General features: G+C 72.8%; 14 protein-coding genes. 11 read left to right on the top strand and 3 right to left on the bottom strand.

Annotation, left to right across the window (positions count from 1 at the left end):
• The first annotated feature begins 214 nt into the window (after nucleotides 1-214).
• Together ABGA99_RS26585 and ABGA99_RS26580 are read left to right on the top strand one after the other, a co-directional pair.
• On the top strand, nucleotides 215-823 hold the full coding sequence (locus ABGA99_RS26585) for a hypothetical protein (protein ID WP_347581579.1): 609 nt from the start codon (nucleotides 215-217) through the stop codon (nucleotides 821-823).
• Nucleotides 824-970: 147 nt separating this feature from the next.
• Nucleotides 971-2,311: an MFS transporter gene (locus ABGA99_RS26580; protein ID WP_347583583.1), complete on the top strand. Its 1,341-nt coding sequence runs from the start codon at nucleotides 971-973 to the stop codon at nucleotides 2,309-2,311.
• 128 nt (nucleotides 2,312-2,439) lie between these two features.
• Here ABGA99_RS26580 and ABGA99_RS26575 read toward each other — a convergent pair whose 3' ends face one another.
• Nucleotides 2,440-2,673 carry a hypothetical protein gene (locus ABGA99_RS26575; RefSeq protein ID WP_347581577.1) on the bottom strand — a complete coding sequence of 78 codons (234 nt, stop codon included), beginning with the start codon at nucleotides 2,671-2,673 and terminating at the stop codon, nucleotides 2,440-2,442.
• Nucleotides 2,674-2,752: 79 nt separating this feature from the next.
• On the opposite strand from ABGA99_RS26575, the gene map reads away from it, so the two are divergent.
• The 3 genes from map to ABGA99_RS26560 all read left to right on the top strand — a co-directional run bounded on the left by map (nucleotide 2,753) and on the right by ABGA99_RS26560 (nucleotide 5,414).
• A complete protein-coding gene (gene map / locus ABGA99_RS26570; RefSeq protein WP_347581576.1) occupies nucleotides 2,753-3,613 on the top strand; it encodes a type I methionyl aminopeptidase in 861 nt (286 codons plus the stop codon).
• Between the two features lie 118 nt (nucleotides 3,614-3,731).
• Entirely contained in the window at nucleotides 3,732-4,388 is a 657-nt protein-coding gene (locus ABGA99_RS26565; protein ID WP_347583582.1) for a biliverdin-producing heme oxygenase, read from the top strand.
• A gap of 33 nt (nucleotides 4,389-4,421) precedes the next feature.
• Entirely contained in the window at nucleotides 4,422-5,414 is a 993-nt protein-coding gene (locus tag ABGA99_RS26560; RefSeq protein ID WP_347581574.1) for an aldo/keto reductase, read from the top strand.
• Nucleotides 5,415-5,441: 27 nt separating this feature from the next.
• Here the strand turns inward: ABGA99_RS26560 and ABGA99_RS26555 are convergent, their stop codons facing one another.
• Nucleotides 5,442-6,470, bottom strand: coding sequence for a LacI family DNA-binding transcriptional regulator (locus ABGA99_RS26555; protein ID WP_347581573.1), 1,029 nt, complete (start codon nucleotides 6,468-6,470; stop codon nucleotides 5,442-5,444).
• Nucleotides 6,471-6,619: 149 nt separating this feature from the next.
• On the opposite strand from ABGA99_RS26555, the gene ABGA99_RS26550 reads away from it, so the two are divergent.
• From ABGA99_RS26550 to ABGA99_RS26530, 5 genes are all read left to right on the top strand, one after another.
• A complete protein-coding gene (locus ABGA99_RS26550) occupies nucleotides 6,620-8,023 on the top strand; it encodes an extracellular solute-binding protein (protein ID WP_347583581.1) in 1,404 nt (467 codons plus the stop codon).
• 39 nt (nucleotides 8,024-8,062) lie between these two features.
• On the top strand, nucleotides 8,063-8,995 hold the full coding sequence (locus ABGA99_RS26545; protein WP_347581571.1) for a sugar ABC transporter permease: 933 nt from the start codon (nucleotides 8,063-8,065) through the stop codon (nucleotides 8,993-8,995).
• A 3-nt stretch (nucleotides 8,996-8,998) separates the two neighbouring features.
• Nucleotides 8,999-9,898, top strand: coding sequence for a carbohydrate ABC transporter permease (locus tag ABGA99_RS26540; RefSeq protein ID WP_347581570.1), 900 nt, complete (start codon nucleotides 8,999-9,001; stop codon nucleotides 9,896-9,898).
• A 50-nt stretch (nucleotides 9,899-9,948) separates the two neighbouring features.
• Nucleotides 9,949-11,490 carry an alpha-N-arabinofuranosidase gene (locus tag ABGA99_RS26535; protein ID WP_347583580.1) on the top strand — a complete coding sequence of 514 codons (1,542 nt, stop codon included), beginning with the start codon at nucleotides 9,949-9,951 and terminating at the stop codon, nucleotides 11,488-11,490.
• Nucleotides 11,491-11,750: 260 nt separating this feature from the next.
• On the top strand, nucleotides 11,751-13,232 hold the full coding sequence (locus ABGA99_RS26530) for a sugar transferase (RefSeq protein ID WP_347581568.1): 1,482 nt from the start codon (nucleotides 11,751-11,753) through the stop codon (nucleotides 13,230-13,232).
• Nucleotides 13,233-13,306: 74 nt separating this feature from the next.
• On the opposite strand, the gene ABGA99_RS26525 is transcribed toward ABGA99_RS26530, so the two are convergent.
• Nucleotides 13,307-14,266: a GDP-L-fucose synthase gene (locus ABGA99_RS26525; protein WP_347583579.1), complete on the bottom strand. Its 960-nt coding sequence runs from the start codon at nucleotides 14,264-14,266 to the stop codon at nucleotides 13,307-13,309.
• 102 nt (nucleotides 14,267-14,368) lie between these two features.
• Here ABGA99_RS26525 and ABGA99_RS26520 point away from each other — a divergent pair, with 102 nt between their 5' ends.
• Nucleotides 14,369-15,559, top strand: coding sequence for a transposase (locus ABGA99_RS26520; protein WP_347583578.1), 1,191 nt, complete (start codon nucleotides 14,369-14,371; stop codon nucleotides 15,557-15,559).
• The last annotated feature ends 16 nt before the right edge of the window (nucleotides 15,560-15,575 follow it).

Raw genomic sequence — 15,575 nt, 5'->3', positions numbered from 1 at the left:
CGCAGGGGTCTGGGGGCGAAGCCCCCGCAGGGGTCTGGGGGCGAAGCCCCCGCAGGGGTCTGGGGGCGAAGCCCCCGCAGGGGTCTGGGGGCGAAGCCCCCGCAGGGGTCTGGGGGCGAAGCCCCCGACCCTCCCCCGGCACCCGCCCCCGAAACGGTGAACGTACCGGGTCTTTCGCTGCGGGCGGCAACGCCGCATGCCAGCATCCCGCCCCATGGATGCCGTGCGTGTGGCCCTGTTGCGGGAAGTGCTGGCCGGGACCGAGTGGCCCGGGGCGGCGCGGCGGTTCGCCGGGGTGCTGCGGGGGGCCGTCGAGGCGCAGGGGGGTGGGTTGTTGCTGGTGGGGACCGCCGCGTACGAGCCGTGGCACCTCGCCGCCCACCTCGACGACGAGGCCGCCTGGTCCGGCCTGCCCGCCCTCTCCCCCACCCTCGTACGCCACCGGGTGCCGGGCGCCGGCCCCGCCCATCTCGGCGTCGGGCTCGGCCGGCTGGAGGCCGCCGGGCGCGGTGAGACCCTGCTCGTCGTCGCCCCCGACGAGCCCGGCGACGCGCTGCTGGAGCGCGTCGGCGACGCCCGCCGCGCCGGGGCTGCGGTACTCGCCCTGGACGGCGGCTCCACCGAGCTGTCCGGCCTCGCCCACGAACTGCTCACCGTCCCCGGTGACAGCGGCGACATCGACCTGGAAACCGTCCAGCACCTCGTCAGCGCCGCCGCCGGCGAGAACGGCACCCCGCCCGCCGCCTCCGCCCGCTCCGGCTTCCGCGACCGCCTCGCCCGCCTCGCCGAAGCGCTGTCCTCCCCGCCCCCGCCCCGCTGGTAGTCCGACCGGCCCCCGGCCCCCGGCCCCCAGCCCCCAGGCAACCGGCCCTCGGCCCAGGCCCCGGCCACCGGCCACCGGCCACCGGCCACCGGCCACCGGCGTAATTCTCTTGCGGCCCACCCCCCACCCACCCGACCATGGCCCCTCGTGGCCGACGAATCCCGCGCCTACCGCGACCTCCTCCCCGACCTCGCCCCCTGGCACGCCTCGCGCGACTTCCGCCTCATGTGGGTCGCGGGCCTCATCACCGCCTTCGGCAGTTTCCTCACCTTCGTCGCCCTCCCCGTGCAGGTGAAGGAGCTGACCGGCTCGGCCCTCGCGGTCGGCGCCATCGGCACCGTCGAGCTGGTCCCGCTGATCGTCTTCGGCCTGTACGGCGGCGCCCTCGCCGACGCCATGGACAAGCGGAAGCTGATCCTCTACAGCGAGGCGGGACTCGGCCTCGTCTCCGCCGTCCTGCTCGTCAACAGCCTGCTGCCCGAGCCGATGCTCTGGCCCCTGTACGTCGTCGCCGCGCTCACCAGCGCGCTGACCGGCATCCAGCGCCCGGCCCTCGACTCGATCGTCCCGCGCATCGTGCCGCACGAGCACCTGCCCGCCGCCGCCGCGCTCAACTCCCTGCGCTGGCAGCTCGGCGGCATCGCGGGCCCCGCGCTCGCCGGGTTCATCGTCGCGTACGCCGGGCTGCCCTGGGCGTACGCGCTGGACGCCGGGACGTTCGCCGTCTCCGTCGGTCTCGCGCTGATGCTCGCCCCCTCCCCCGCCGCACGCGAGGCGGTGGCGCCGAGCCTGCGCGCCATCGCGGAGGGCGCGCGGTACGCGTGGAACCGCAAGGAGCTGCTGGGCACGTACGCCATCGACCTGGCGGCGATGTTCTTCGCCTTCCCGCTCGCGCTGTTCCCGTTCCTCGCGGACGATCTGGACGCGCCGTGGGCGCTGGGGCTGATGTACGCGGCGCTGCCCGCGGGTTCGCTGCTGGTGAGCCTGACCAGCGGGTGGACCCGGCGGGTGCACCGGCACGGCCGCGCGGTGATGCTGTCGGCGGCCGGCTGGGGCCTGGCGATCACGGCGGCGGGGGTGATGCCGAACGCCTGGGCGGTGTTGTTGCTGCTGACGGTGGCGGGCGCGTTCGACATGGTCAGCGGGGTGTTCCGGGCGGCGATGTGGAACCAGACCATCCCTGACGAGCTCCGTGGCCGGCTCGCGGGCATCGAGCTGCTGTCGTACTCGGTCGGCCCGGTGGCCGGGCAGTTCCGCTCCGGCGGGGTGGCGGCGCTGACGAGCGTGCGGACGTCGATCTGGTCGGGCGGGGTGATGTGCGCGGGGGCGGTGGTGCTGCTGGCGGCGTGCCTGCCGAAGCTGATGACGTACGACGCACGCACGAACGAGCACGCGGTACGGGAACGGAACCGCCGCGCCGCGGCGGCGGCGGAGAAGACGGAGAAGGGCGGCCCGGACGGCGTGCCGGCCCCGGACCCGGCGACGTGACGGGGCGAACCGCGGCGACGGGCAACCGCCGCCGCACGAAGCCGGACCGTCGCCGCCCGCCCCGCCTCCCGCCGCGCAGCCACCGGGCCGGCCCCGTCGCCGCCGCGCGGTCGCGGTCCGCTGCCCCCTCAGCGGCCCGACCCGCCCTCGCGGTCCCCGCCGTCGTTCCACCGGGCGTCCTCGTCCCACTCCTCGTTGCGCGCCTCCGCCGTCTCGATCGCCCGCGCCGCCTCCTCCGGCGTCGCGTACGGCCCGAGGCGGTTCAGGGCCCTGCACTGCGGGCCTTCCTCGACCCGCTTGTGCTCCAGGCAGTAGTACCACTCGCCCGGTTTGCCCGCCGTCTTCTTCTTGAACAGCGCCATCTCGCTCCTCACCTGGGCCGTGCCTGCGCGGTCTGCCGCCGCCCATCGTGCCCGATTCCCCGCCGATAGACTCGGATCCATGTCTGGCCAGTCGTCGCTGCTCGCGCCCGGTACCCTCTCCCCGCCCCGCGCCGTTCCCGCCGCCGTCCCCCGCCCCGAGTACGTCGGGAAGAAGGGCCCCGCGCCCTATACGGGACCCGAGGTCCAGGACGCGGAGACCGTCGAGCGGATGCGTACCGCCGGGCGGATCGCCGCGCGGGCGATGGCCGTCGCCGCGGAGCACATCGCGCCCGGGGTGACGACGGACGAGCTGGACCGGGTGGCGCACGAGTACCTCTGCGACCACGGCGCGTACCCCTCCACCCTCGGGTACCGGGGCTTCCCCAAGTCGCTGTGCACCTCGGTCAACGAGGTGATCTGCCACGGCATTCCGGACTCCACGGTGCTGCACGACGGCGACATCGTGAACCTCGACGTCACCGCGTTCATCGGCGGCGTGCACGGCGACAACAACGCCACGTACCTCGTCGGCGACGTCGACGAGACCTCCCGGCTGCTGGTCGAGCGCACCCGCGAGTCGCTGAACCGCGCGATCAAGGCGGTCCGCCCGGGCCGGCAGGTCAACGTCATCGGCCGGGTCATCCAGTCCTACGCCAAGCGCTTCGGCTACGGCGTCGTGCGCGACTTCACCGGCCACGGCGTCCATACCGCCTTCCACTCCGGCCTGATCATCCCGCACTACGACGACCCGCGCGCCACCACGGTGATGCGGCCCGGGATGACGTTCACGATCGAGCCGATGCTGACCCTCGGGACGCACGAGTACGACATGTGGGACGACGGGTGGACCGTGGTGACCAAGGACCGCAAACGCACGGCGCAGTTCGAGCACACGCTCGTGGTGACGGAGTCGGGCGCGGAGGTGCTGACCCTGCCGTGAGCAGGCCGGGGGCGGCCCGGGGTGATACCGACACGGCGTCGGGAACCTCTTGACTTAGGTAAGCCTAACCAAAGAGAATCGTCACGCCCACCGCCCCGCCGTGCCCCGGAGGCCCGCCTTGGACGTGACGCCGTTCTCCACCCGGCTCCGCACCGAGTCCCATGACCAGCACCACGAGGCCAACCACTCGACCTTCATGAGCGACATGCTCGGCGGCGCGCTCGGCATAGCCGCCTACCGGCGGTACACCGAGCAGCTATGGTTCGTCTACCGCGCGCTGGAGGACTGCTGGGACGCGCTCGCCGCCGACCCGGTCGCGGGCCCCTTCGTGCAGCCCGAGCTGGCCCGTGTCCCCGAGTTGGCGCGCGATCTCGACTTCCTGCACGGGGGCACCGGCTGGCGCGCCGCTGCGGAGCCGCTGCCGGCCACGAAGGCGTACGCGGCCCGCGTCGGGGAGTGCGCGCGCGGCTGGCCCGCGGGGTACGTGGCGCACCACTACACCCGCTACCTCGGCGATCTCTCCGGCGGCCAGGTGGTCCGCGGCACCGCGGAGAAGACCTGGGGCTTCGAGCGCAAGGGGGACGGCGTCCGCTTCTACGTCTTCGAGCACGTCTCCAACCCGGCCGCGTACAAGCGCGGTTACCGAAGGCTGCTCGACGAGCTGCCCGTCGACGACCTGGAGAAGAAGCGGATCGTCGAGGAGTGCCACCGCGCCTTCGCGTTCAACGTGGCGGTCTTCCGGGAGCTGGAGGGATCCGACCCGCTGACCGCCTGAGAGCACCTTGCGTTCGAGCGCGCTCGAAGGTGCATGCTCGTCACCATGCAGAAGCGCACTCTGGGACGTACGGGCATCGAGGTCAGCGCCCTCGGCTTCGGCTGCTGGGCGATCGGCGGCGAGTGGTGGGACGCCGAGGGCAACCCGCTGGGCTGGGGAAAGGTGGACGACGAGGAGTCGGTACGGGCCGTGCGCCGCGCGCTCGACGGCGGCGTCACGTTCTTCGACACCGCCGACGTCTACGGCACCGGTCACAGCGAGACCGTGCTCGGCCGCGCGCTCGCGGGCCGCCGTGACGACGTCGTCCTCGCGACGAAGTGGGGCAACGTCTTCGACGCGGACCGCCGGACGCTGCTCTCCCGCGACCTGTCCCCCGGCCACGCGCGCCGGGCGCTGACCGACTCGCTGCGCCGGCTGGGCACCGACCGCGTCGACCTGTACCAACTGCACATCGGGGACGCCGGCTTCGCGGCTGCGGCGGAGCTGCGCGAGGCGTGCGAGGACTTCGTCCGCGAGGGCCTGATCCGCGCGTACGCCTGGAGCACCGACGACCCCGCGCGCGCCGCGGCCTTCGCCGACGGCCCGCACTGCGCGGCGGTGCAGCACCGGCTCAACGTGCTGGAGGACGCCCCGGAGATGCTGGCGCTGTGCGCGGAGCGCGACCTCGCCAGCGTCAACCGCAGCCCGCTGGCGATGGGGCTGCTCTCCGGCGCGTACGACGCGGGCTCGCGGGTCGGCACCGGCGACATCCGGGCGACGCCGCCGGCGTGGCTGACGTACTTCGGCGCGGACGGGCGGGTGGCGCCGGGGTGGCTGCCGCGGATCGAGGCGATCCGCGACATCCTCACCTCGGGCGGCCGCACCGTCGGGCAGGGCGCACTGGCGTGGATCTGGGCCCGCAGCCCGCACACGGTCCCGATCCCCGGCTTCCGCACGGTCGCGCAGGCGGCGCAGAACGCGGGCGCCCTGGACGCGGGCCCGCTGACCCCGGGGCAACTGGCGGAGATCGACGGCCTGCTGGCGTAGCACCGCCACCCCGCCGGCCCCGCTGCGCTACGGCCCGGCCTGCGGCAGCGCGCTCGACTCGCGCAGCGCCAGGCCGTAGGGCGCCAGCAGCGTCGTCGGCGGGGCCTCCGCCGGGCCCTCGATCCGCGCCAGCAGCGCCTTCACCGCCAGCTTGGCCAGCTCCTGCTTGTCCGGCGCGACGCTGGTCAGCGACGGCACCATGTACCGCGCCTCCTGGATGTCGTCGAAGCCGACCACCGCGAGGTCGGCCGGGATCGCCAGGCCCTCGTCGTGCGCGACGCGCATCGCGCCCGACGCCATCATGTCGGTGAAGCAGAACACCGCGTCCGGCGGCTGTCGCAGCGCCAGCAGCTCCCGCATCGCCGCCGCGCCGCCCGCGCGGGTGTACGAGCCCACGGCGGGCGCCAGCGCCGGGTCGTAGGCGAGGCCCGTCTCGGCCAGCGCCTCGCGGTGGCCCTGCATGCGCTGCAGGGCGGTGGCGGTCGTGCGCTCGTCGTGCTGCCAGCCGATGATGCCGATGCGGCGGCGGCCGAGGCCGATGAGGTGCCGGGTGGCGTCGCGGGCGGCGGCGACGTTGTCGATGAGCACGTGGTCGGCGGGGACTTCGTAGTCGCGCTCGCCCAGCAGCACGAGCGGAACGCGGCGTTCGCGGGCGGCCAGCGCCGTCTGGTCCAGGCCGAGCGGGCTGAGGAGCACGCCGTCGATGAGGGGGTCGCCGAGGCCGCAGGCCAGGCGCAGCTCCTCCGCCGGGTCGCCGTCGGTGACCTCGATGAGGACGGTCTGCCCGCTCTCCTTGGCGGCGGCGATGACGCAGGTGGCCAGCTCCGCGAAGTAGGGCGCGACGAGTTCGGGGACGGCCAGCGCGATGACGCCGCTGCGGCCGGTGCGCAGGTGGCGGGCGGAGGCGTGCGGGCGGTAGCCGAGTTCGTCGATGGCGCGCAGGACGCGCGCGCGAGTCGGCTCGGCGACGCGTGCGGCGCCGCGGACGACGTTCGAGACGGTCTTGATCGAGACACCGGCGCGCTCTGCGACGTCCTTGAGGCGGGCCCCGGGCACGGCTTCCTCCCGATTCCTCCGAGGTTCTGGTGCGCACACCATACGCCTTCTGCGCAGGCTGTTGACGTGGTGCGCACGGCGATATACAACGTTCCACCAAGAGCGCATTACAACGTTGTACAAGTTCGCCGCGGAAAGGGACATCCGCCATGCTCCGACGCCTCGACTCCCCCGGCCGTTCGGCCCCCGACCCCGCCCGCGGCACACCGGCAGCCCCGTACGCACCCTCCCGCCGCGCCCTGTTGCGCGGCGGCGCGGGCCTCGCCGCCGGCGCCGCCGCCACCGCGGCGCTCACCGGCTGCGGCACGACCATCGCCCAGGGCTTCACCGGCGGCGAACCCCCCGCGGACCGGCTGAACTTCTGGAACCCCTTCACCGGCGGCGACGGCGAACGCATGGTCGCCATGCAGGACTTGTACGAGAAGGACCACCCCGACAGCACCCTGCGGGCCACCACCTTCGTCTGGGGCAACCCGTACTACACCAAGCTCAGCCTCGCCACCATCGGCAAGCGCCCCCCGCACGTCGCCATCGCACACCTGTCGAAGCTGCCGGTGCTCGCCCAGGCCGGGCTGCTCAGCGAGCTGCCCGCCGACGCGCTCGCCGAGCAGGGCATGACGCCGGAGAAGTTCGACGCCAAGCCCTGGCGCAAGTCCCACGTCGACGACCGCCTCTACGGCGTCCCCATCGACACCCACCCCTTCGCGCTGTACTTCCGCACCGACATCGCCGAGAAGGCGGGCCTGCTCGACGGCGGCGAGCTGGTCGACGTCGACGGCCCGGACAAGTTCGCCGACGCGCTGCGCGCCGCGAAGGAGGTCACCGGCGTCTGGGGCGGCTCGGTCGCCTCGATCAAGGACACGGCCACCCAGTTCCGCATGTTCCTGTCCTTCTACAGCCAGCTCGGCGGCCGCCCGCTGGTCGCCGACGGCGGCGCCACCGTGCAGGTCGACCTCGACGCCGCCGAGGAGGCGCTCGCGTACATCCAGCGCCTCGGCAAGGAGAAGCTGATCCCCACCGGCGCCAACGGGCAGGCCGCCATCACCCTGCTCACCAACGGCGAGGCCGGGTTCCTGATGGACGGCGTGTGGCAGATCATCGCCGTCCTGGGCTCGGGGGTGAAGTTCGACATGCGGCCGCTGCCGCGGATCTTCGACGACGCCCCGTACGCCTGCTTCGCGGACAGCCACGCACTGGTCCTCCCCCGCCAGCCGAAGCAGGACGACGACCGGCTCGCCCTGTCGCTGGAGTTCACCGCCTCGCTGCTGGAGAACAGCGAACTCTGGGCCGAGGGCGGGCACGTCCCCGCGTGGCTGCCGACCCAGAGCTCGGCCGCGTACCGGAAACTGACGCCCCAGTCCCACTACACCGCCGCCGCCGAGGGCGCCGTCTACGACCCCGTCGCCTGGTACGGCGGCGCCGGCAGCAACCTGCAGAACCGGGTGGGCGACGCGGTCAGCGCCGCGCTCACCGGCCGGTCGACGCCGCGTGCCACCGCGGACCGGGTCCGCGACGAGCTGCGCAGGCTCGCGGACGTCGAGTCCCCGATCTGACCCCCGCCGCCCCATCCCCCCCGAACGAAAGGCATCCCCGTGGCGAGCACAGTCGGCACCGGCGCCCTCACCCCCGGCAGGTCACGCAACCGCGAGGCCCGCGGCCGGCTCGCGGGCCCGGCCCTGGTCGCGCCGTTCGCGCTCTTCTACATCGTTTTCCTCCTCGGCCCGCTCCTCTACACCTTCGTGGCGGGCTTCTTCAACGGCAGCCTGCTGCGCGACGGCTTCGGCAGCTGGGTCGGCTTCTCCAACTACGCGGACGTCCTGGGCGACTCCGAGTTCTGGCGCACGCTGAAGCACACCCTGTGGTTCACCGTGCTCACCACGATCCCGCTGGTGCTGCTGGCGCTGGGGCTGGCGATCCTCGCCGACCGGTTCGTACGCGGCCGGTGGTTCATCCGCTTCGCCTTCTTCGCGCCGTACGTCATCCCGTCCGCGTCGGTCTCGCTGATCTTCATGTGGGGCGTGCTCGCCGACCAGACGGGCCTGGCCCAGGACTGGCTGAAGGCCCTCGGCGTCAGCTCGCCGCCGTCCTGGCTCGGCGATCCGAACTGGGCGATGTGGTCGCTGGCCGGCGTCACCGTCTGGTGGACCATCGGCTTCAACTTCGTGCTCTACCTGGCCGGTCTGCAGGAGATCCCCCGCGACGTGCACGAGGCCGCCGCCATGGACGGCGCCGGGCCCTGGCAGCGGATCCGGCACGTGATCATCCCCATGCTGGGGCGGACGACGACGCTCGTCACCGTGCTGCAGATCGTCGCCTCGCTGAAGGTCTTCGACCAGATCTACATGATGACCGCCGGCGGCCCCGACGGCTCCACCCGGCCCACGCTGCAGTACATCGTCGACACCGGCTTCACCGACGGCCGCACCGGCTACGCCTCGGTCGTCTCCCTCTTCCTCTTCCTCGTCATCCTGCTGATCTCCCTGGTCTGGTTCTTCCTCGTCCGCCGGGCAGAGAAGGAGAGCTGAGCCATGGCCCACACCGAAGAAGCCCCCGCCGCCACCGCACCCGCCCGCGCGAAAGACGCCGCCCCCGCGCCCCGCCGCGGCTACGACGCCGAGAAGCTCTTCAACCGCGTCTCGCTCGGCGTCCTCGTCGCCTTCGCGCTGCTGTGGCTGGTGCCGCTGCTCTTCGCGACCGCGATATCCATCCGGCCGGCGGACGAGATAGCCACCGACCCGGCGTCCTGGTTCACCTCGAACCCCACCTTCGCGGCGTACGAAGACCTCTTCGACAAGGGCAAGCTGCCCTACTGGTACGCCAACAGCTTCATCGTCTCGCTGCTGACCACGGTGCTCACCGTCGTCACCGCCTCGCTCGCCGCCTTCGGCCTCTCCCAGGTGCGCTTCCGCTTCCGCCGCGGGGTGTTCCTGCTGCTGCTCGCCGGGATCATGATCCCGATGCAGGTGCTGATGATCCCGCAGTTCCTCGCGCTGCAGGAGGTGGGCCTGCTCAACACGTACTGGGGCGTGGTCCTGCCGCAGGTGCCGAACGTCGTCGCCGTCTTCGTCTTCAAGCAGTTCTTCGACGGCATCCCCAGAGAGCTGATCGAGGCCGCGCGCGCCGACGGCGCCGGCTGGCTGCGCACGTACTGGCAGATCGTGATGCCCGTCTCGCGGCCCGCCGTGTCGGCCGTGACGATCTTCGTCTTCGTGGCCGTGTGGAACAACTTCCTGTGGCCGCTGCTGGTCGTCACCGACCCGGAGATGATGACGCTCCCGGTCGGGCTCAACTCCGTACAGGACGCCTTCGGCATCCCGTACGCGCAGCTCATGGCCTCCGCCGTGCTGGGCGCCATCCCGCTGCTCGTCGTCTTCGCGCTCTTCCAGCGCCGCATCGTCGAGGGCATCGCCGGTACGGGCCTGAAGTAGGCCCGCCCGCGCGCAGCCCCGCCGTCCACGCCCCCGGAGAAAGGCACCGCATGCCGCACACCGCCAGGTTCACCGTCGACCCCGAGTTCGTCATCGGCGAGGTGGACCCGCGCCTGTACGGAACGTTCGTCGAGCACATGGGCCGCTGCGTCTACACCGGGATCTACGAGCCCGGCCACCCCACCGCCGACGCCGCCGGCTTCCGCGGCGACGTCGCCGCGCTGGTCCGCGAGCTGGGCACCGGCCTGGTCCGCTATCCCGGCGGCAACTTCGTCTCCGGCTACCACTGGGAGGACGGCGTCGGCCCGGCGGCCGGGCGGCCCCGCCGGCTCGACCTCGCCTGGCGGTCGGTGGAGACCAACGAGGTCGGCACGAACGAGTTCCTGGCCTGGGCCAGGGGGCTCGGCCTGGAGCCGATGATGGCCGTCAACCTCGGCACCCGCGGCATCGACGCCGCCCGCGCGCTCGTCGAGTACTGCAACCATCCCGGCGGCACCGCCTGGTCCGATCTGCGGATCGAGCACGGCGTCGCCGAGCCGCACGGGGTGCGGCTGTGGTGCCTGGGCAACGAGATGGACGGCCCGTGGCAGACGGGGCACAAGTCGGCGCGCGAGTACGGCCGGCTGGCGGCCGAGGCCGGCAAGGCCATGCACCAGGTCGACCCGTCGATCGAGCTGGTCGCCTGCGGCAGCTCCCATGCGCAGATGGCGACCTTCGGCACCTGGGAGCGCGAGGTGCTGGAGGAGACCTACGACGAGGTCGACTACCTGTCGCTGCACGCGTACTACGAGGAGTTCGACGGCGACCGGGCGAGCTTCCTCGCCTCCGGCGCCCACATGGACCAGTACATCTCCGACGTGGTGTCCACCGCGGACCACGTCCGCGCCGTACGGCGGGCGGACAAGCGGATCAGGCTCTCCTTCGACGAGTGGAACGTCTGGTACGCCGCCCGCTTCCCGGGCGAACGGAACCTGGCCACCGCCGAGACGCCGCGGCTCATCGAGGACACGTACTCCGTGACCGACGCGGCCGTCGTGGGCTCCCTGCTCATCACCCTGCTCCGGCACGCCGACCGGGTCGCCGTGGCCTGCCTGGCGCAGCTCGTCAACGTCATCGCACCGATCCGCAGCGAGCCCGGGGGCCCCGCCTGGCGGCAGACGATCTTCCATCCGTTCGCGCAGGCCGCTCAGTTCGCCCGCGGCACGGTGCTGCGCACCGAGGCGGACCGTACCGGCTCGCGGATCGAGACGCCGCGCCACGGCGACGTCCCCGCGCTGGACCACGTGGTGACCTACGACGAGGAGAGCGGCGACCTGACGATCCTGGCCGTGAACCGGGCCCAGGACGAACCGCTGCGGCTGTCTGTCGCGCTGCGCGGGTTCGACGCCGACGGCGGCGCGGACGGATACACGGTCCTCGAACACCTGGTCCTCGCCGACGACGACCCGGACGCGGCGAACACCGAGACGGATCCGGGGCGGGTGCTGCCGCGGTCCCTCGGCACCGCGCGGATCAGCGCAGACGGTGAGCTTGAGGCCGAACTGCCGTGCGTATCCTGGAACGTGCTCCGGCTGCGGAAGCGGGGTGGGTGACCACGCGTCCCGGGCAATCGAAACTGCCGTAAAACTCCGTACATCCCTCAGCCCCTCTCGGGAGTCGTACGTCGTAAGCCGCACGCTGTGAGCCGCGGCACGGCGCCGACCTGGTGTGAAGCTCGCTACATCTAGGCCGTTTTTGCACGAACCATGGGCGTTCTACGCAAATCTGGCCTAAAGTTCCGGGAGCGAAAGGTGCGCGTCGACCGGGGGAGGATCGCGTGCGCCTCATCAGTCGCGATGTGCCAGGGGGGAACATGCGGCGTATCGGAGTTGCCGATACGGAGATCATGACGGCGGAGCCGAGACGCGGGACCCGCGTCCGCTCCGCCGCAGCAAAGCCGGCGTGGTACTTGCCGGCTGCCCTCGTCACCGACGCGGCGGGGATCGCGATCCCCGTCGTGCTCGTCTTCCTCACCACCCGGCAGCCCTATCCGGCGCTCTGCGCCGCGCTGGCCGCCGGGGGCTGGCTCGCCGTACGGGCCGCGCGGCGCCGCTACTCCGCGCGGCAGCTCGGCGAGTCCGGCGCGGTGGTGCCGCTGCTGCAGGACTGGCTCCTGCTCTTCGGCGTGCTCGCCGTCGTCCGCGCGTTCACCGCCGACAGCGCCGCGGAGCCGCAGCCGGCGCTGCTCGCGCTGCTGCCGGGTCTGGTACTGACCGTCGTCACCGCCAAGCTGCTCCACCACCATCTCGTCGCGTCCCGGCGGGAGGGCCAGGCGGTACGGCGTGTGCTGGTGGTCGCAGAACCGGCCACCGCCGACCACGTCGTCGGCCAGCTCGCCGCGCGCACCGACCACGAGTACGTCGTCGTCGGCGTCGTCCCGGTCGGCGAGGCACCGCTGTCCTGCGGCGCCCCCGAGGCCGCCCGGCTGGGCCCGGTCCCCTCGGACAGGGCGGGCTGGGACGCCCAGGCGGTGCTGGCCGCCGCCCGGGAACACGGCGCCGAGCTGGTCCTCGCCGCCCCCGGACCGCTGCTGCCGGCAGCCCGGCTGCGGCAGTTGGCGTGGGCGCTGCACGACGCGGGGCTGCCGCTGGCCGTCCTGCCGGGCATCGCCGAGGTCGCCGAGCGGCGGCTGCGGCTGTCGGTGGTGGCGGGCCTGACGCTGCTGCACATCGCGCCGCCGCTGCGCCGGGGCGCGCAGTCGACGCTGAAGGCGGCGAGCGACCGGGTGGCCGCGGCGATCGGCATCGCACTGCTGGCACCGGTGTTCGCGGTGATCGCGGCGGCGGTGAAGTTCACCTCGCCGGGTCCGGTGTTCCACAAGCAGACCCGCCTCGGGCGGGGCGGAGCACCGTTCACCATGTGGAAGTTCCGCAGCATGGTCGAGGACGCGGAGCAGCGGAAGGCCGCGCTGTCCGTGGTCAACGAGCACGACGGCAGCCCGATCTTCAAGATCCGCCGCGACCCGCGGGTCACCCGCGTCGGCGAGGTGCTGCGCCGCAGCTCACTGGACGAACTGCCGCAGCTGTTCAACGTGCTGCGCGGGGAGATGTCGTTGGTCGGCCCCCGTCCGCCGCTGCCCGAGGAGGTCGCCCGCTACAGCGACACCGAGCTGCGCCGGCTGGCGGTCAAGCCCGGGATGACGGGCCTGTGGCAGGTCAGCGGCCGCTCGGACCTGACCTGGGACGAGACGATCGCGCTGGACCTGCACTACGTGGAGAACTGGTCCTTCGCCCACGACATGGACGTGATGGCCCGCACCCTGCGCGCGGTCGTCGACGGCCGGGGGGCGTATTGAGACGCGGAACGACCGCTCGGACCGCGCGCCGGTCCGGCTCCTCGGAGCCGGCCGGCGCCGCGGGGCGGCATGGGTCAGGCGCCCACCGTCGCCGTGCTGCGCCGCCAGTCCTCATACACCGCCGCGATGCCCTCCCGCAGGGGGATCTCCGGGCGCCAGCCCAGCTCCGTGATGCGCGAGACGTCCAGCAGCTTGCGGGGCGTCCCGTCCGGGCGGTCGGCGTCGAAGGCGATGCGGCCCCGGTAGCCGACGACGTCCCGTACGGTTTCGGCCAGTTCGCGGATCGTCAGGTCCTCGCCGCAGCCGATGTTCACGGGACCGTCCGCGTCGTAGCCGCGCAGCAGCGCGAGGCACGCCGCCGCCAGGTCGTCCACGTGCAGGAACTCCCGGCGGGGCGTTCCCGTGCCCCAGAGCACGACCTCCTCCGCACCCTTCTCCCGGGCCTCGTGGAAGCGGCGGATGAGGGCCGGCAGGACGTGGCTCGTCTCCAGGTCGAAGTTGTCCCCGGGGCCGTACAGATTCGTCGGCATCGCCGAGATGTACGCCGCGCCGTACTGCCTGCGGTACGCCTGCACCTGCTCGATGCCGGCGATCTTCGCCAGCGCGTAGGCCTGGTTCGTCGGCTCCAGCGGGCCGGTCAGCAGCGAGTCCTCCCGGATCGGCTGGTCGGCGAGCTTGGGGTAGATGCACGAGGAGCCGAGGAACAGCAGCCGGCCCACGTCCGCGGCGTGACTGCCCGCGATGACGCTGAGCTGGATGCGCAGGTTGTCCTCCAGGAACTGCACCGGGAAGCGGCTGTTCGCCATGATCCCGCCGACCTTGGCCGCCGCCAGCACCACCGCGTCCGGCCGGACGGCCGCCAGCCAGGCCGCCGTCCGCTCCGCGTCGCGCAGATCCAGCTCGGCGCGGGTGCGGGTGACCACCTCGTACCCGTCGGCGGTCAGCCGCCGGGCGACGGCGGAGCCGACCAGCCCTCGGTGTCCCGCAACGAAGACCCGCGCGCCGGGCGGCAGCAGCTCAGTCGATCGTGTCATCGGACGTACGGGGCGGTGGCTCCCAGGCGCGAGCCCGGGACGGAAGCCCCTTCTCCCTTCGTTGCCGGTGTGGTTGTCGGCGACGGGTGTTACGTTCAGCGCATGCCCCGGTACCGACTGCGACCTACCGGCGAGCAGAAGCGTGCCCTCACGTCGCACTGTGCGCATGCCCGGTTCGTGTGGAACCTGGCCGTCGAGCAGCACTCCTGGTGGACACCTCGCCGCGGGTCGGCTCCAGGGTACGTTGCCCAGGCGAAGCAGCTCACAGAGGCACGGGCGGAATGCCCATGGCTGCGCGCAGGCTCGCAGATGGTGCAGCAGCAGGCGCTCCGGGACTTCGCCCAGGCCATGGCGAACTTCTTCGCCGGCACCCACGGCCGCCCCACCTGGCGCAAGGCCGGACGGCACGAAGGGTTTCGGATCGTGGCCGTCAGGCCCGGGCATATTCGGCGGCTGAGCCGCCGTACAGCGGAGGTGTGGGTCCCGAAGGCGGCATGGGTGCGTTTCCGCCTCTCCAGGCCGGTGCCTGCGGGGGTGAAGTCGTATCGCGTCACTCAGGACCGGGCCGGGCGCTGGCATCTCGCCTTCGCCGCCGTGCCCGATCCCATCCCCGCTCCCCGCAACGGGGCCCTCGTGGGAGTCGACCGCGGTGTGGCCGTGTCCGCCGCCCTGTCCACCGGCGAGTTGCTGACCGCGCCTGGGCTGGGTCCGTTCGAGGCTCGTCGGTCACGGAAGTTGCAGCGGCGCCTGGCCCGCTGCCGGCCGGGTTCGCAGGCGCGGCGCCGAGTCAAGGCGGCCCTGGGGCGGCTGCGCGCCCGTGAGGTCGACAGGCGCAAGGACTGGGTCGAGAAGACGAGTACGGATCTGGCCCGCCGGTTCGACGTGATCGGCGTGGAAGCACTGAGCATCCGGAACATGACCGCCTCGGCCCGTGGCTCGGCCGCCCGGCCTGGACGGGGAGTCAAGGCGAAAGCAGGGTTGAACCGGAGCATCCTCGCCGCCGGGTGGGGCGCTTGGGTCCGGCGCCTGGAGCACAAGGCTCCGGGACGCGTCGTCACCGTTGATCCGGCGTACACGTCGCAGCGTTGTTCGGCATGCGGGACCGTGGACCGGAAGGCGCGCGAGAGCCAAGCCGCCTTCCGCTGCCGCGCCTGCGGGCAAGCGAGCAACGCCGATGTGAACGCCGCCAAGAACATCAGAACGGCCGCCGGGCGGGCGGTTGCTGCGCGGGAAGGGCCTCGGGTTGCCGGGCCGGTGCACCGCGAACCTCAATCGGATCCCCTCTCGGCCTGAGAGGGGATCCGTTGGA

It is taken from the genome of Streptomyces sp. B5E4, assembly GCF_039871555.1.
In the GTDB taxonomy this organism is placed as follows: Bacteria; Actinomycetota; Actinomycetes; order Streptomycetales; family Streptomycetaceae; genus Streptomyces.
Note: the sequence above shows the minus strand (reverse complement) of the source record. Positions and strands in the feature narration are given on the sequence as shown.

What these genes read in the sequence shown, in the direction of transcription:
- ABGA99_RS26585 (WP_347581579.1), top strand. Translation starts at nt 215, where the DNA reads ATGGATGCCGTGCGTGTGGCCCTGTTGCGGGAAGTGCTGGCCGGGACC.
- ABGA99_RS26575 (WP_347581577.1), bottom strand. Translation starts at nt 2,673, where the DNA reads ATGGCGCTGTTCAAGAAGAAGACGGCGGGCAAACCGGGCGAGTGGTAC.
- map (WP_347581576.1), top strand. Translation starts at nt 2,753, where the DNA reads ATGTCTGGCCAGTCGTCGCTGCTCGCGCCCGGTACCCTCTCCCCGCCC.
- ABGA99_RS26560 (WP_347581574.1), top strand. Translation starts at nt 4,422, where the DNA reads ATGCTCGTCACCATGCAGAAGCGCACTCTGGGACGTACGGGCATCGAG.
- ABGA99_RS26550 (WP_347583581.1), top strand. Translation starts at nt 6,620, where the DNA reads ATGCTCCGACGCCTCGACTCCCCCGGCCGTTCGGCCCCCGACCCCGCC.
- ABGA99_RS26540 (WP_347581570.1), top strand. Translation starts at nt 8,999, where the DNA reads ATGGCCCACACCGAAGAAGCCCCCGCCGCCACCGCACCCGCCCGCGCG.
- ABGA99_RS26535 (WP_347583580.1), top strand. Translation starts at nt 9,949, where the DNA reads ATGCCGCACACCGCCAGGTTCACCGTCGACCCCGAGTTCGTCATCGGC.
- ABGA99_RS26530 (WP_347581568.1), top strand. Translation starts at nt 11,751, where the DNA reads ATGCGGCGTATCGGAGTTGCCGATACGGAGATCATGACGGCGGAGCCG.
- ABGA99_RS26525 (WP_347583579.1), bottom strand. Translation starts at nt 14,266, where the DNA reads ATGACACGATCGACTGAGCTGCTGCCGCCCGGCGCGCGGGTCTTCGTT.
- ABGA99_RS26520 (WP_347583578.1), top strand. Translation starts at nt 14,369, where the DNA reads ATGCCCCGGTACCGACTGCGACCTACCGGCGAGCAGAAGCGTGCCCTC.